The organism is Pseudomonas sp. S2_B07, assembly GCF_054668435.1.
This window is the reverse complement of sequence record NZ_CP162769.1, coordinates 6240991-6257260: the sequence shown is the minus strand read 5'-3', so window position 1 is coordinate 6257260 and position 16270 is coordinate 6240991. Positions and strand designations below refer to the sequence as shown.

The following is a 16270-nucleotide window of genomic DNA, read 5'->3' as shown; positions in this document are numbered from 1 at the left end:
CAGGCTCGCTCCCACAGTGTTATGGGGTGGGTTCAAGGTTGTGCTTGAACCACCCCACGCTCTTCCAGCAAGCGCACAAACACGGTCAAACTCTGGGACACCGTTCCTCGGCGCCACACCAGCCACGTGCGCAAATACCGGAACGATTCGGACAACGGCCAGATACTCACCGTGGTGCACCCTGGCATGCTTTCCAGCATGCTGCGCGGCATCAACGCCAGGCCGGCACCGGCGCTGACGCAGGCCAGCATGCCGTGATAGGACTCCATTTCGAAGATCTTGCCCGGCACCGCCGCGTCCTTGCTGAACCAGCTCTCAAAGTGGTGCCGGTACGAGCAATTGGAGCGAAAGGCGTAGATATTTTCGCCGTTCACATCCTGCGCCCGGTGGATCGGCGAATGGTTGAGCGGCGCGATCAGCACCATCTCTTCCTCGAACGCTGGCACGCCTTCCAGTGCCGGGTGCAGCACCGGCCCGTCGACAAACGCGGCAGCCAACCGCCCCGACAACACCCCATCAATCATCGTCCCCGAAGGGCCGGTCGACAGGTCCAGTTCAACCTTGGCGTGTTTCTGGTTGTAGGCCGCCAGCAGCCCGGGAATGCGCACCGCCGCCGTGCTTTCCAGCGACCCCAGTGGAAACGAGCCTTGCGGTTCTTCCCCTGCCACAGTGGCACGGGCTTCCTGCACCAGGTCGAGGATGCGCCGGGCATAGTCGAGAAAACTCCACCCGGCCGGCGACAGGCGCAGGCGGCTTTTCTCGCGGATAAACAGGTCCACGCCCAAGTCCTGCTCCAACTGTTTGATCCGCGTGGTCAAGTTGGAAGGCACGCGGTGGATGTGCTGTGCGGCGACGCTGATGCTGCCGTGCTCGGCAACGGCCTTGAAGATTTCCAGCTGAACCAGATCCAAGTCATTCTCCAAACGTGAACGATATGCTCAGTATTATTCAGTTTCCGAAAAACAAACGCCACCGTAACCTGAGCGCATTCCCACCTAGCAGGACGGTGCCATGACCCGCGTTTCCAGCCTTACCCACGCCATTTCGATCAACCCGACCACCGGCGAGCAGATCAGCCACTACCCTTTCGAGTCCGACTCGGCACTGCAAGCCGCCCTGTCGCGGGCCGCAGGCGGCTTCCGTGTCTGGCGCAAAACCGCCGTGGCGCAACGCTCGCAATTGCTGATCGCCCTGGCTCAGGCCCTGCGCAACAGTGCCGACACAATGGCCACCATGATCACCCTGGAGATGGGCAAGCCCATCTCCCAGGCCCGTGGCGAAATCGAAAAGTGCGCGCAGCTCTGCGAGTGGTACGCCGAACACGGCCCGGCCATGCTCAACGCCGAATCGACGCTGGTTGAAGGCGGCAAGGCGCGCATCGAATACCGCCCGCTAGGGCCGATTCTCGCGGTGATGCCGTGGAACTTCCCGATCTGGCAAGTGCTGCGCGGCGCCGTTCCAGCGTTGATCGCCGGCAACACCTACGTGCTCAAACACGCTCCCAACGTCATGGGCAGCGCTTACCTGCTACTGGACGCTTTCAAGAACGCCGATTTCCCTGAAGGGGTTTTCGAAGTACTGAACGTCACGCCGGACGGCGTTTCCACGGCGATTGCCGACCCGCGCATCGCCGCTGTGACCCTCACCGGCAGCGTGCGCGCCGGCATGGCCATCGGCGCTCAGGCTGGGGCGGCATTGAAAAAATGCGTGCTGGAACTGGGCGGTTCCGATCCGTTTATCGTGCTCAACGATGCCGACCTCGATGAAGCAGTCAAAGCCGCCGTCATCGGCCGCTACCAGAACACCGGGCAAGTCTGCGCGGCGGCCAAGCGCTTGATCGTCGAGCAAGGCATTGTCGAGGAATTCACACGTAAATTCGTCGAAGCCACGGCCAAACTGGTGGTCGGCGATCCACTGGCCGCTGACACTTACCTCGGCCCGATGGCGCGGTTTGATCTGCGTGATGAACTGGATCAACAAGTGCGTGACACCCTCGAAGAAGGCGCGACCTTGTTGATGGGCGGCAAGAAGGCGCAAGGGCCGGGCAACTTCTACGAGCCGACCGTGTTCGCCAATGTCACCGACCAGATGACCTCGTTCAAACAGGAATTGTTTGGCCCGGTAGCCTCGATCATCACCGCACGCGACGCCGCCCATGCACTGGAGCTGGCGAATGACAGCGAGTTCGGCCTGGCGGCAACCGTCTTCACGGCCAATGTCGCGCTCGCCCAACAGATGGCCGGCGAACTGGAAACCGGCGGCGTGTTCATCAACGGCTACAGCGCTTCCGACCCCCGCGTGACCTTCGGCGGTGTGAAGAAAAGCGGGTTTGGCCGCGAGCTGTCGCACTTCGGCGTGCGCGAGTTCTGCAATGCCCAGACCGTGTGGCTGGACCGCCGCTAAGCGAAAAACGCAGCCTGGGCGTCGTTGGCTCCCAGGCTGCGATTTTATTCATGCACAAAATAGAGCTTGTTGACGATCATCCAGCGCTCATTGATTTTCAGTAACGACAAATAATCGGTAAAGCGCATACCGGCATAGTCATCCATTACCTTGACGGCCGCAGCATCCCCCGTGATATCGACGCTGAGCGTTTCCCAAAACGGCTTGACCTCTCTGGGCGCCGGCCCCTCGGCCTTGATGGCGCTGACAAACTCATCCAGCGACGACCATTCCAGCGTTCCCTCGTAGTGACCGATGATGCGACAGGCGGGATGAAACGCGTGCCGCAGCAGCACTTCGTCGGCGAATACCATTCCTTCGACATAATTACGAATGACAACGCTGATGTGCTCCCTGTCCAGCGATTGAGCAGTCATGACATACCTCCAGCTTTATCGTCCTCACACCGCCGGTGAGGGCTCAACCTAAAAAGTCTAGCACCGCGATTCGACCCCTCGTGCGCGGCGACTATGCTGTTGGAGGTCACTTTTCGGGAGGCGCTGAAGATGTCCCTGACGCTTTATTACCATCCACTCTCGTCGTACTGCCACAAAGTGCTGATCGCGCTCTATGAGCACGCGGTCGACTTCGACAAACGGATCATTGATCTGGGCAACGCCGCTGAAAAAGCCGAGTTGCAGGCGCTCTGGCCGATCGGCAAATTCCCGGTCATTCATGATCACACCGGCCAGTGCGACGTGGCGGAGTCGACGATCATCATTGAATACCTGGATCACTATTTTGCCGGGCAACACCGGCTGATTCCGGGCCATTGGGACACGGCGCTGGAGGTCCGTCTGTGGGACCGGGTCTGCGACAACTACCTTCAGACGCCACTGCAACAGATTGTCCTGGATCGCATCCTCGGTGCGAACGGCAATCTGACCCAACAGCGCGCCACGCTACAGACCGTGTACGGCATGCTCGACCGCCAGTTGGCGAACAACGCCTGGCTGGCCAGCGCCGCGTTCAGCCTGGCCGATTGTTCAGCGGCCCCGGCGCTTTTCTATGCCAGTACCCTAGAGCAGATACCTGGTGAACACGGCCATTTGAACGCCTATTTCGAGCGGCTGATGAACCGGCCATCCGTGCAGCGGGTGATCGACGAAGCCAGGCCTTACTTCTCGCTCTACCCGTTCGAGCAAGACATCCCGCAACGGTTTCACCCGCGCCCCTAACGCACGATGTCGATCAATTGTTCGCGCTGCGCCCCCGTGAGCATTGGCCCGAAACCGGCGCCGGCATTGTCCGCCATGTAACGCGGATTGCCGGTGCCGGGAATCACGCAGGTCACCGCCGAATGGGACAGCAGGAACTTCAACGCCAGTTGCGCCCAACTGGTGACCCCCACTTGCGCAGCCCAACCGGGCAGTGGCTTGCCCTTCAAGCGTTCGAGCAAACCGCCGCCACCGAAGGGCCGGTTGCAGATCACCGCCACCCCGCGTTCGCGACACAGCGGCAGGATGCGTCGCTCGACACCGCGATCGTCCAGCGCATAGTTGATCTGCAAAAAATCCAGGGGCTCAGCCTTGAGCACCGCCTCCACTTCCTCATAGGCCGTCGGCGTGTAATGGGTGATGCCGATGTAGTGAATCCGACCTTGCTCCTTCCATTCGCGCAACGTCGGCAAATGGGTTTGCCAGTCCAGCAGGTTGTGGATCTGCATCAGATCGATGCGGTCGGTTTGCAGCAGGCTGAAGGACCGTTCCATCTGCGCAATACCTTCCTCGCGGCCACGGGTCCACACCTTGGTGGCGAGAAAGGCCGGCGAGCGCGGCTCATGGATCGACAGCAATTCACCGGTGGTCTGTTCGGCGCGGCCATACATCGGCGAGCAGTCGATGACGGTGCCGCCCTTCTTGAGCAAGACGCTGAGCACCTCTGGCAATTGTTTGTAGGCGAGGCTGGAAGGCTCGACATCAAAACCGCGATACGTGCCCAGCCCGACAATGGGCAATAGCTCGTTGCTGGAGGGAATGGCGCGGGTCTGCATGGTCTTGCCTCCTGTTTCCGTCGACGGCGCCGAGGTTGCAAAAGCCCGATCGAAGGTGAAAACCGCCGAAACACCGGCAGCCAGCGTGAGAAATCGTCGACGCGTGTATCCGTCAGTGTGGCTCATCGTATTGCCCGTGTGGCCCAACCCGGCGTGCCCCGCTACCGTTGAACTAAACTCTGGCACCGATCCCGTGTTAGCGGACCTCGATCCCAGAGCCGTCAATGTCGCCCCCTAAAGTTAGTCGAATGTTCAGAACCCTGACGCTTCTCGTTGTCATCCTTGCTGCGTTGTACCTGACGCTGTGTGCGGCGTTGTTCGTGTTTCAGCGCGCACTGATCTACTACCCGCAAGCCAGCGCGGCCACCACACCCGCATCACTGCTGACGCTGACGGTCGAAGATGCACAAATACAGGTGTCGGTCAGGCCTCATGACGGCCCGAACGCCTTGATCTACTTCGGTGGTAACGCCGAGGATGTGTCTCGCAGTCTGTCCGGGTTTTCCCAGGCGTTCCCCGAGCAGGCGCTGTACTTGATGCACTACCGCGGGTTCGGCGGCAGCAGCGGCTCGCCCTCGGAGGAAGCGATTGCTCGTGATGCGCTGACCTTGTTTGACAAGGTCTACAGCAGCCATTCGAAGGTTGTCGTGGTCGGGCGCAGTCTCGGCTCGGGCGTCGCCGTGCGCCTGGCCAGTCAACGCCCGGTCTCGCGGTTGATCCTGATCACGCCCTACAACAGCCTCGAAAGCCTGGCCAGACAACAGTTTCGCTGGTTCCCGGTGAGGTGGCTGTTACAGGACCGCTTCGAATCCTGGCGATATGCAGCGCACATCACGGTGCCGACGCTGTTGATCGCCGCCAGCCACGACGAGGTCATCCCGCGTTCCAGCACGCAGCAGCTCTACACCCATTTCGCCCCCGGTGTGGCGACGTTGAAGGTGATACCGGGCACCGGCCATAACTCCATATCCGACAGCCCCGAGTACCTGAAGCTGCTGGGCGACGGATTATGAGATGGACTACCTTCATAGACAGTATCGATCGCGCAGTCATCCAGAGTGATTGGACTCACCGCCCGCAAGCTCTTAGCCTGCGCGCGACGCGAAACACCTGAAGGCAGAACTCCATGATCGTCAGACCCAAACCGAACTTCATCAACATCCTCAGCGCGATCAAGGGCTCCATCGCCAAACGGATCGCCCTGCGCAGTTTGATGGTGACGCTATTGGCGTCGGTCATCGTGCTCGTCGAGACTTTGCACCCCAGCTACTTTTCCAAAGTCAGCGCGACGCCGTTCACGCTGCTCGGTTTGTCGCTGTCGATCTTCATGAGCTTTCGCAACAACGCCTGTTATGACCGCTGGTATGAAGGCCGCAAAGCCTGGGGCGATGTGATCGTGGCGATTCGTTCGATGATTCGAGAAACCGTGATCATCAAGGACGCCGACACGCGCAACACCCTGCTGAGTCACTTGTGCGGGTTCGCCCACGCGCTCAACGCCAAACTGCGCCAGGAAAACGAACTGGCAGCGAGTGGCCGCTGGCTCGACCCGATCCCCAAGGACAACGCGCCGGATTTCAGCGGGCGCATATTGCTGCAGGTCGGCCAGCAGTGTTCGGCACTCAGCGAGTCGGGGGTGATCAACGAATGGCGCTACACGATCATGGCCAATCATCTGGCACACCTGACCCAGGCACAGGCTGCCTGCGAACGGATCAAACACACGCCGCTACCGTTTGCCTACACCTTGCTATTGCACCGCACCAGCTACCTGTTCTGCTTCCTGCTGCCCTTCGCCATGGCCGAACCCCTGGGCTGGATGACCCCGATTTTCACGGCGATTGTCAGCTACACCTTTTTTGGCCTGGATGCGATTGGCGACGAACTGGAGGACCCGTTTGGCCGCGACGAAAACGACCTGCCCCTCGATGCGATCGTGCGCACCATCGAGCGGGAAATCCTCACCGCGATGGGGGAAACACAACTTCCACCGGCGCTGGAACCGGTGGACTTTGTGTTGAAGTGATTTCACACCTGATAAAAATCCCGGTACCACTCGACAAACTGCGCCACACCGGTTTCAACCGTCACTTGCGGGCGGAAGTCGACCCAGTCCGCCAGCGCCGACACATCGGCCCAGGTCTTGATCACATCACCCGCTTGCATCGGCAAGTTATTGCGCAGCGCTTTGACCCCCAATGCCGACTCCAGGCATTCGATAAAATCCAGCAACGCGACCGGATGGCCACGGCCGATGTTAAAGAGGCGGTTGACGCCCCCACTCTCGTGGTTCGCCACTGGCGGCTTTGTTCGCAAGCGAGCGATACCTTCGACGATGTCGTCGACATAGGTGAAATCGCGCGCCATCTGACCATGGTTGAACACCTCGATCGGCTGGCCCTTGAGGATCGCTTCGGTGAACTTGAACAGCGCCATGTCCGGGCGCCCCCAAGGTCCGTAGACGGTAAAAAAACGCAGGCCGCTGGCCTTCAGGCCGTACAGATGGCAGTAGCTGTCGGCGAGCAGTTCATTGGCGCGCTTGCTCGCGGCGTACAGCGAAACCGGATGATCCACCGGGTCATCCACACTGAACGGCAGCTTGTTATTGGCACCGTACACCGAACTGCTCGACGCGTAGATCAGGTGCGCGGGCGGATAGTGTCGACAGGCTTCCAGCACATTCAGGAAACCCACCAGGTTGGATTGCGCATAGGCGTCCGGGTTATCCAGCGAGTAACGAACCCCCGCTTGCGCCGCCAAGTGCACCACTTCGGTGAAGTGATGTTCGTTGCACAACGCCATCAACGCAGGCTTGTCGATAATGTCCATTTTCTGAAAACGGAAGCCCTGCAACACGCTCAGTTGTTTGAGCCGGGCCTGTTTGAGTTCGACGCTGTAATAGTCATTGAGGTTGTCGACACCTATCACTTCAAGGCCTTGCAGGCATAACCGTTTGACCGTGTGAAACCCGATGAATCCCGCAGCGCCAGTCACAAGAACGGTCATAGTGCCTTGCTCCCCTGTTAACACAAGAAGGGCTTAGTTATAGCGTTGCTATTGCATGGGGTCCAGATTCGAAGCTTACTACTTAACAACCCCCATGATTGGGGATTATTCTCAACGGCCCGACTATCAATCACATCAAAAGTTTAATTTGTCCGACGAAATAAAAATTCCTCCTGAAAACAGCCGCTTGAGTAGAAGCAAATTCACTATTGGATAAAAGGCGTGCTTTTTGACGAGGAACGTTTGACAGCTCGCTTAGAGTGGTCGATAACTACACCGGTCTATTGGAACAGTTGTGCGAGTGCGGACTGTCTGTTTAGCCTCTGATCCTTAGTCTCCTACCGAATTAGTTTTTATGTGGGTCCCTTGTGCGGACCGTGCGGTAGCTTTGCCCAAAGCGAAGTTGACTCAGGCTTATGCCTGATATGTTGCACGGTATAGCGTCACGTCATTGGCTTGTGCCCTTTCGTGATGCGTTTTGTGATTCATTATTGATACACAACTGCGCAACTCTATAAAAAAACATATCTGCTCGATTAACACTTCCTAGGCCTCAATAGAGCCACTGCCTGCCTAAACTTCTCAATTCACAGAGTTTACCAGCATGCCAGCATTAAGCTCCGAGCGGTCTAATTGGTACCTGTTGCAATGTAAACCACGTCAGGATGAACGTGCCCACCTGAACCTTCTGCAACAAAACTATGTGATCTTCCACCCCCAACTGGTGACCGAGCGCGTGATACGCGGCAAACGCCACAGGGTGCTGGAATCGCTGTTCCCCGGGTATCTGTTTATCCACCTCAGCCGTAACGACAATTGGGCGCCCTTACGCTCCACCCGCGGCGTCAGTCGTATTGTCGAATTCAATCATGGTCCTGCGACAGTGGCAGAGCACGTCATCGAGCATCTGCGCGCGCGCTGTTTTGAATCGGCGGATGCGCACATCGACCATGACCTGAAACCCGGCGAACACTTGCAAATCATTCGAGGGCCACTGTCGACACTGGAAGGCATTTTCGTGTCCTCGCAGGGGGCTGAACGTGTGATGATCCTGCTGCAGTTCCTTAATCGCGATCAAACTATTTGCGTTCCACGCAGTGATCTCGGACGCCAGAGCACGCCCATACAACTTAATAACTAATTGTTTGCCTTATATGCTTTCGTCAGGAGCTACGAAAAATGGCCTTGAAGTCACGCTGCCCTATTGCACTGCTCATGGCCTCTCTTTATCCAGGGATGGCATGGAGTATCAACCCACAAAACATTGATGTTTACGGCTTCAACTTCACTCCAACTTTCCTGCTCTCAGAAAGTTACGACGATAACTTTCGCGAATTGGAAAACAACACACAATCTTCCATGATCACTCGGTTGGCGCCCTCCTTCGAACTGAAGGCTGAAGACCGCAACAGCGCCACGCGCCTTATCTGGCAGCCGACTCAGAACATATACCACGATGAGTCCGATGCCTCGTACACGGCACAGCGGGTGCGGGCCGACAGCATCATGGAGTTCACCGACCGACACCGTCTGAAACTTGAGGCCGAGTACCGCAAATGGGAGCGTACGGAATCGACGGCGGTCATAGGCGAAAACGACAAACTCAACAACAAACGTGTGGGTGGCCTGTACACCTACGGCGCCAAGAGCGCTGATAACCAGATTGATGTCGGCGCCAACTATGCAGAACTTCGCTATACCAATGCCGATGGCGTCAACGACGACAAAGAACGTAATACCGCCGGTGTGACCACCACCTGGTATCACCGCATTGGCAGTAACACCCGTGGCTTGCTGGAATACGACCACACGAACTTCGATTATCTGCAATCCAACAGCCCGCGCAGCAGTAAATCCGACGCCATCCTGGGCGGTGCCACATGGGACTTCACCGCCCGCACCTCGGGCAAAGTGCGCATTGGTTACGAGAAAAAGAATTTCGACAGCAGCCAATCCAAAGACCTCGACAACCCCACCTGGCAAGTGGATCTGCAATACAAACCACGTACTTACTCGACCTTTACCTTTGTCGCCCGCCAGGCCCTTGCCGAGGGCGACGATGGTGCTGACGCTGTCAAATCAACCTTCACTCAGGTCGGTTGGCGCCACGGCTGGACCGAACGCATCACCACCGTGGCCCAGGCCGGTTATGGCCGATATGTCTACGAAGGCGAAAGCCGCACGGACAATCTTCAGGATTACAACCTGGCCCTGAGATACGCCATGCGCCGATGGCTGGATATCGAACTCGGCTATCGCTACCGGGATAACAATTCGGACGCCGAAGATGAAAGCTACACCCGCAACGTTGTTTCGATCAGCTTCAACGTAAGCCTTTAGGAGGGTTTTGCGATGAACTCACACACTCTTGGCTTGTTGTTCGCATTGGCATTTGCCCCCACTACGTACGCAGCGGACTCCGGCACCCAGTACAAACTGGCGGCGGGCGACGTGTTGCGCATCACCGTGTTCGGCGAGCCGGAACTGAGCATTAAAAGGGTTCGCCTCAACGACGCCGGAACGTTTTCCTACCCGTTCCTCGGTGAAATTTCCGCCAAGGGCCTCACCCCCAACCAGGTCGAAAAGATCATCGTCGACGGGCTAAAACAGGGCTATCTGAACGATCCGAAAGTCAGCCTGAGCCAGATCGAATACCGCTCGTTCTACATCAACGGCGAGGTCACCAAACCCGGCAGTTACCCCTTCGTGCCCGGCCTGACGCTTGAGAAAGCCATTGCCTTGGGCGGTGGCCTCACCGAGCGCGCCTCGATCAAACGCGTGACGATCGTGCGCGGCGACAGCGGCCAGACCCTCACCGATGAAGTGACGCGCAGCACCACAATTGCCCCCGGCGACACCATTTCCATTGCACAAGGCTTTTTCTAATCATGGACAACAGCCCTAGCAACTTCGTCGAACGTCCTCTGCAAACGCACGTGTATCAACAGCACAGCGAAGACAGGGACACCATTGATCTGCTCAAACTGTGGAGGGTGATCTGGCGCGCGAAATGGAAAATCGGCTGGCTGGTTGTGCTCAGCGTTGCCCTGGCGGTGGTGGCCGTCTCGCTGATCACCCCGCAATACATCGGCAGCACCACGTTGCTGTTCAACGACAAGACGCCGCCGCTGATGTCCTTCCAGCAAGTGAAGGATTCAGGCAGCAACGCTACTGACTACTTGCAGACCCAGCAGGCTCTCCTGGAATCCCGGGACCTGGCCGAACGTGCGGTGAAAAAACTCGGTCTCACCACCAACCCGATCACCGACCCGCGCCAGCAGCCGGCGCCGTGGTTCACGCCGCGCAAATGGCTGGCGGACCTCAACCTTAATCAGTGGATACCCGGAATGGGCATGCTGTTGCCGGTGAAGGACGCGCCAACCGAGGAAGACGTGTTCAATCAGGTCACGCAAAACCTGATGCTGCACACCACCGTCAAGTTTGTCGGCAAAAGCCAACTGCTGAACATCGAAGTCGAGCTACCGGACCCTGATCTCGCCGCCGCAGCGGCCAACGCACTGGCCCAGGGCTTTACCGACAGCCAGATCGACACCAGCGAAAAATCTTCGCAGTCCACCACGGCGTGGATGAACACCCGACTGGTCGATTTGCGCAACAACCTGCGCGTGGCCGAGAAAAAACTTCAGGGCTACCGCGAAGAGCAAGGGCTGGTCGATGTCGGCGGTGTCTCCACCATCAGCGCCAACGAACTGGAGGCTACCGGCAGCCGCATGGTCGACGCCCGCCGTACCCGCGCTGAAGCCGAGAGCGAATACCGTCAGGCCAAGGCGTTGAGCACTGGCGACCTGAGTCGGCTCTCCAGTGTACCCGCTGTGTTGTCCAATCCGCTGGTCCAGCAATTCCAGGCTGACCGGGCCAAAGCGCAAGCCAAGGTCGATGAGCTGTCGGGGCGCTATGGGCCGAAACACCCGAGCCTGATTTCCGCACAGTCCGAATTGCGCGCCGCCACCACGGCCCTGCAATTGCAGGTGCAGCAAGTGGTCGCCGGGATCGAGCGGCAATATCAGCTCGCCTCGGCCAGCGAAGCCTCGATCCGCCAATCGTTCAACAGCAACAAGGCGCAGATCCAGGACATCGCGCGCAAAGAGTTTCAGTTGCGCGAGTTCCAGCGTGAAGTCGACAGCACCCGTGCGCTGTACGAAACCTTCGTCACTCGCTTGAAGGAGACCGCCGCCACCGCCGACATGGACTCGACCAAGGTGCGCATCGTCGACCCGGCAATTGTTCCGATGGAAGCCAGCAAGCCACGCAAAACGTTGATCGTGGGCATTGTCGGGTTGCTGGCAGCCCTGATTGGCGTTGCGCTGGCCCTGCTGTTTGACAGCCTGAGCAACACCTTCAAGACCGACGAGACCATCGAGAGCACGCTCAATATTCCATTGCTCAGCGTCGTTCCGTTGGTGATGAAGAAAAGCCGCCGGCAACTGGCGCGGTTGTTTGAGGACAACGACAACCCGCGCTTTTCCGAGACCATTCGCAACCTGCGCACCTGGTTGATGTTGCAAAGCAGCGAGATGCCGTCGCAGGTGGTGCTGGTGACCTCGACTGTGGCCGGTGAGGGTAAAAGCACCATCGCCAACAACCTCGCCAGCTCGCTCACCTCCCTTGAGCGCGTGCTGCTGATCGATGCCGACATGCGCCAGCCGACCCTTTCGCTGAACTTCGACTTCCCGCCGGACGCCCCCGGGCTGGCGAATGTGATTGCGGGCACGGCTCGGCTCGAAGACTGCATCGTCTCGGTGGGCAACCTGGATTTGCTGCCGGCCGGGAAAATGTTGCAGCCCTCGGTGGACCTGTTCACCGCGCCGCGCCTGCCATCTCCCGCCGACGCGCTCAACCCGGCACGCCAGCCTCCGCCCCAGGACTTGCTCAGTTCGCCACGCATGGCGCGGATGCTCGAAGCACTGAAGTCGCGTTACCGCCACATCATCATCGACTCGCCGCCGGCGGAGATGATCAGCGATGCCTTGCTGCTGGCCCAGCATTCGGACGCCGTGATCTACGTGGTCAAGGCCGACAGCACGCCGATCAGTCAGGTGCAAAGGGGCATCGCAATGCTGCAACAAAGCCACGTACCGGTGTTCGGTACCGTGCTCAACCAGGTCGACCTGCGCAAGGCGCGCAAGTATGGCTACAACCACTCCCGCACGTTTTATAACTACGACTTCGCGCCCCGTTAACACCGGGGCGACCTAGCCAACGCGTCACCTCTGCCAATACAAAAACAGCTGCTTCACCTCTGCCGAGCAACGGAAAAGCCTGCGGGAGCCACGCCGTGTCCGCCCGTTTTGTGCTGGTGCATTTACTTCTGCCTTGAGGTCAAGCCCATGACACCGCTCTATACCGCTCACCTGACTCACCGCCGAGGCCTGACGTTCTGGGGACATTGGGTCTGCGCAATGACGCTGACCATCGGGCTGCTGATGCTGCTGGTACTGTGGCGCGTCGGCAACCTGACCAGCGATTACCGGATTCTGATCATTCTGACCGTGCTCGGCTCGGTGCCGATCTACAGCCTGATGCAGGTCTACCACAAGCGTCATGGCTTGCTGGTCGGGCTCGGTCGATTGCTGGCCGGCTGGCTGATCCTGCTGGCCGTGCTGGCGGCCATCGCCTTCATCACCCAAACCAGTGCGACGTACTCGCGACAAGTCATCATGGTTTGGGCGGTGTTGGGGTTTCTGGTTCAGGCGCTGAGTTTCCTGCCCCTGCATTACTTCGCCCGGTTGCACGCGCGCATGGTCTGCAAGGAACGCCGGTCAGTGATCATCGGCACCTGTCCGACCGCCCATGAGCTGGCGAAAAAACTCTCCCGGCCGAACCGCGCGCTGGTCCTGGGGTTCATCGCCGCCGCCGACGACAGTGGCCCGGCGCCGAGCATTCTGCCGCTGCTGGGCCGGGTCGACGCCATTCGCGAGATCATCACTCGCCTGGCCGTGCGGCGCGTCTATATCGTCCTGACGATGGCGCATGCCGCAACCATTGAAGCGCTGTACATCGACCTGCTGGACATGAACGTCGACGTGGTCTGGATCCCGGATTTCAGCAGCATGGTGCTGCTCAATCATTCGATCTCGGAAATCGAACGAATGCCGGCGATCTACCTCAACGAAAGCCTGATCAGCTCGCACCCCGCCAGCCTGTTTTGCAAGGACCTGTTCGAACGCAGCCTGGCGGCCACGGCCCTGATTGTGATCAGCCCGTTGCTGTTGGTGGTCGCGGCCGCCGTCAAGTTGAGCTCGCCAGGGCCGGTGCTGTTCAAGCAAAACCGCCACGGCTGCAACGGCGAAGTGATCAAGGTCTGGAAGTTTCGCTCAATGCGCGTCCATGACGACCGCGAGGTGCGCCAGGCCACCCGCGAAGACGATCGCGTCACGCCGGTCGGACGCTTCCTGCGCCGCAGTTCCATCGACGAATTGCCGCAGCTGTTCAACGTGCTGTTCGGCCAGATGGCCCTCGTCGGCCCCCGCCCGCATGCCGTCACCCACAACATTTACTACACCGGCAAAGTCCGCGCCTACATGGCCCGTCATCGCCTAAAGCCTGGGATTACCGGGCTGGCCCAGGTCACCGGGCATCGCGGCGAGACCGAGACCGTGGAAAAGATGCAGCTGCGCGTGGCCCAGGACCTCAACTACATCAACCAATGGTCACTGTGGCTGGACATCAAGATTCTGATCAAGACGCCCTTCACGTTGTTCTCGAAAAACATCTACTGACGCCCTGCTTCGACTCCCCGAGGTTTGATCATGAATGTGAGCGTATTCGGTATAGGTTATGTGGGCCTGGTCCAGGGCGCCGCGCTGGCAGAAGTCGGCCATAGCGTGATGTGCGTGGATGTCGACGCCACCAAGGTCGATGCCCTCAAGGACGGCACCTTGCCGATCTACGAGCCCGGTTTGGAAGCCCTGGTGCGCGACAATTACCAGAGCGGCCGCCTGCAGTTCGGCACCGACCTGGCCAGCGCCGTGCAGCATGGCGATGTGTTGTTGATCGCCGTCGGCACGCCGCCTGACGAAGACGGTTCGGCAGACCTTCAATACGTGTTGAGCGTGGCGCAAACCATCGCGCAGCACATGGATCGTCACCAGATCATCGTCGATAAATCCACCGTCCCCGTCGGCACTGGCGACCTGGTACGTGCACGCATCGAGCAGGTGCTGGCCGACAACGGTCGCAGCCACCTGACCTTCGATGTGGTCTCCAATCCGGAGTTTCTCAAGGAAGGTTGTGCGGTAGAGGACTGCATGCGCCCGGACCGGATCGTCATCGGCACCGACAGCCCGCACGCCGAAGAGGTCATGCGTGAACTGTACGAACCGTTCAATCGCAACCGCGAAAAAATCATTGTCATGGACATTCGCAGCGCCGAGCTGACCAAGTACGCGGCCAACTGCATGTTGGCGACCAAGATCAGCTTCATGAACGAAATGGCCAACATCGCCGAAAAGCTCGGCGCAGACATCGAAATGGTCCGCCACGGAATCGGGTCCGATCCGCGCATTGGTTATCAATTTATCTACCCCGGCCTCGGCTACGGCGGCTCGTGTTTCCCCAAGGACGTGAAGGCGCTGATTCACGCCGCCACCCGTGTCGACATCGATGCGCGGGTGCTCAAGGCCGTGGAGTCGCGCAACAACGAGCAGAAAACCACCCTCTACAGCAAGATTTCCGATCACTTCGACGGCGCCCTGCGCGGCAAGACTTTCGCCCTGTGGGGCTTGAGCTTCAAACCCAACACCGACGACATGCGCGAAGCCCCCAGCCGGGTCCTGATGGAAGCCTTGTGGCACGCCGGCGCGAGCGTCCAGGCCTACGACCCGAAAGCCATGGAGGAAACCCAGCGCATTTACGGCTCGCGCGACGACCTGACCCTGGCGGGCACCAAGGAAGCGGCGCTGAAAAATGCCGACGCCTTGATCATCGTCACCGAGTGGCAAGCGTTCCGCGCGCCGGACTTCGACCTGATCAGCCAACAGCTCAAGCAACCGCTGATTTTCGACGGACGCAACCTGTTCGATCCGCAGCGCTTGAGCAAGCGTGGCTTCACCTACGTGTCCGTGGGTCGCCAGACCCACGCCGCAATCTGAGGGGGTCAGGCCATGATCACGCTGAAAATCGTCAGGCAATACTCACCGACGTTGCTGGATGCCAGCCAGGCGTATTCCTTCATTAATTTCGCGTCCATCGGCAGCCTGATCAAACACACCCCGGGCACCGTTGCCTACTTTTGCGACGGCATGCTGATGTCGGCGTTCATGTCGCGGGTCACCGGGCGCAACGTCGGCCGGGTCAGTTTCGACTTCACTTCCATCGCTCATCCGGTGCTGGGTAGCGCCGAGCAACAGGGCAAACGGGTGTATTTCGTCGGTGCCCGGCAGGACGAACTCGAGTTGTTCATCAGCAAGATCAAGGCGCGCTATCCGCAACTGATCATCGCCGGGTATCACAACGGCTATTTCGATGCAGCGCAGGCCGAGGGCATTCAGGCCGAGATCTGCCGCAGCGGAGCGAACATCCTGATCGTCGGCCTCGGTGCCGGACTGCAAGAAAAGTTCGAGCAGGACGCGCAGCGCTCCGGGTTTCGCGGTGTTGCCTTTACCTGTGGCGGGTTCATTCGCCAGGAGGCCATGGCCACGCGTCACTACTACCCGGCGGTGATCAACCGCCTGCACCTGCGCGCGTTCTATCGCATGTACCGCGAGCCGCACACCATCAAGCGCTACCTCGTCGACTACCCGAGCAATTTCCTGCAACTGCTGGGGATGGTCGTTCGGCACGAAGTCACCATCAGTGTCGGGGAATGAC

The 16270-nt window shown here is 59.2% G+C and carries 15 protein-coding genes; 11 read left to right on the top strand and 4 right to left on the bottom strand.

The window, feature by feature from the left end:
- Window positions 1–32 precede the first annotated feature (32 nt).
- Window positions 33–911: a putrescine utilization regulator PtrR gene (gene ptrR, locus AB4N43_RS28755; protein WP_460152495.1), complete on the bottom strand. Its 879-nt coding sequence runs from the start codon at window positions 909–911 to the stop codon at window positions 33–35.
- Window positions 912–1011: 100 nt separating this feature from the next.
- Between ptrR and AB4N43_RS28750 the strand changes: the two genes are divergently transcribed.
- Window positions 1012–2403 (top strand): aldehyde dehydrogenase family protein, encoded by a 1392-nt coding sequence (locus tag AB4N43_RS28750; RefSeq protein ID WP_460152493.1) that lies wholly within the window; start codon window positions 1012–1014, stop codon window positions 2401–2403.
- 44 nt (window positions 2404–2447) lie between these two features.
- Here AB4N43_RS28750 and AB4N43_RS28745 read toward each other — a convergent pair whose 3' ends face one another.
- Window positions 2448–2819, bottom strand: a complete 372-nt coding sequence (locus tag AB4N43_RS28745) for a nuclear transport factor 2 family protein (RefSeq protein ID WP_027924657.1) — start codon at window positions 2817–2819, stop codon at window positions 2448–2450.
- A gap of 129 nt (window positions 2820–2948) precedes the next feature.
- Here AB4N43_RS28745 and AB4N43_RS28740 point away from each other — a divergent pair, with 129 nt between their 5' ends.
- Entirely contained in the window at window positions 2949–3620 is a 672-nt protein-coding gene (locus AB4N43_RS28740; RefSeq protein WP_027924658.1) for a glutathione S-transferase family protein, read from the top strand.
- On the opposite strand, the gene AB4N43_RS28735 is transcribed toward AB4N43_RS28740, so the two are convergent.
- A complete protein-coding gene (locus tag AB4N43_RS28735; protein WP_460152491.1) occupies window positions 3617–4561 on the bottom strand; it encodes an aldo/keto reductase in 945 nt (314 codons plus the stop codon). The genes AB4N43_RS28740 and AB4N43_RS28735 overlap by 4 nt on opposite strands.
- Window positions 4562–4659: 98 nt before the next feature.
- Between AB4N43_RS28735 and AB4N43_RS28730 the strand changes: the two genes are divergently transcribed.
- Window positions 4660–5448 carry an alpha/beta hydrolase gene (locus tag AB4N43_RS28730; protein WP_194940269.1) on the top strand — a complete coding sequence of 263 codons (789 nt, stop codon included), beginning with the start codon at window positions 4660–4662 and terminating at the stop codon, window positions 5446–5448.
- 113 nt (window positions 5449–5561) lie between these two features.
- Window positions 5562–6461 (top strand): bestrophin family protein, encoded by a 900-nt coding sequence (locus AB4N43_RS28725; protein WP_027924661.1) that lies wholly within the window; start codon window positions 5562–5564, stop codon window positions 6459–6461.
- 2 nt (window positions 6462–6463) lie between these two features.
- Here AB4N43_RS28725 and AB4N43_RS28720 read toward each other — a convergent pair whose 3' ends face one another.
- Window positions 6464–7441 carry an NAD-dependent epimerase gene (locus AB4N43_RS28720; protein WP_460152489.1) on the bottom strand — a complete coding sequence of 326 codons (978 nt, stop codon included), beginning with the start codon at window positions 7439–7441 and terminating at the stop codon, window positions 6464–6466.
- Window positions 7442–8045: 604 nt separating this feature from the next.
- Here AB4N43_RS28720 and rfaH point away from each other — a divergent pair.
- The 7 genes from rfaH (at window position 8046) to AB4N43_RS28685 (ending at window position 16269) form a co-directional block, all read left to right on the top strand.
- Window positions 8046–8582 (top strand): transcription/translation regulatory transformer protein RfaH, encoded by a 537-nt coding sequence (rfaH, locus tag AB4N43_RS28715; protein WP_460152487.1) that lies wholly within the window; start codon window positions 8046–8048, stop codon window positions 8580–8582.
- 38 nt (window positions 8583–8620) lie between these two features.
- Window positions 8621–9781 carry an outer membrane beta-barrel protein gene (locus AB4N43_RS28710; protein ID WP_027924664.1) on the top strand — a complete coding sequence of 387 codons (1161 nt, stop codon included), beginning with the start codon at window positions 8621–8623 and terminating at the stop codon, window positions 9779–9781.
- Between the two features lie 12 nt (window positions 9782–9793).
- On the top strand, window positions 9794–10327 hold the full coding sequence (locus tag AB4N43_RS28705; RefSeq protein ID WP_027924665.1) for a polysaccharide biosynthesis/export family protein: 534 nt from the start codon (window positions 9794–9796) through the stop codon (window positions 10325–10327).
- Between the two features lie 2 nt (window positions 10328–10329).
- Window positions 10330–12642 carry a GumC family protein gene (locus AB4N43_RS28700; RefSeq protein ID WP_027924666.1) on the top strand — a complete coding sequence of 771 codons (2313 nt, stop codon included), beginning with the start codon at window positions 10330–10332 and terminating at the stop codon, window positions 12640–12642.
- A 147-nt stretch (window positions 12643–12789) separates the two neighbouring features.
- Complete coding sequence (locus AB4N43_RS28695) at window positions 12790–14181, top strand: undecaprenyl-phosphate glucose phosphotransferase (RefSeq protein ID WP_460152484.1); 1392 nt, start codon at window positions 12790–12792, stop codon at window positions 14179–14181.
- A 30-nt stretch (window positions 14182–14211) separates the two neighbouring features.
- Window positions 14212–15552 (top strand): UDP-glucose dehydrogenase family protein, encoded by a 1341-nt coding sequence (locus AB4N43_RS28690; protein WP_027924668.1) that lies wholly within the window; start codon window positions 14212–14214, stop codon window positions 15550–15552.
- A gap of 12 nt (window positions 15553–15564) precedes the next feature.
- Entirely contained in the window at window positions 15565–16269 is a 705-nt protein-coding gene (locus tag AB4N43_RS28685) for a WecB/TagA/CpsF family glycosyltransferase (RefSeq protein ID WP_194940272.1), read from the top strand.
- Window position 16270 lies beyond the last annotated feature (1 nt).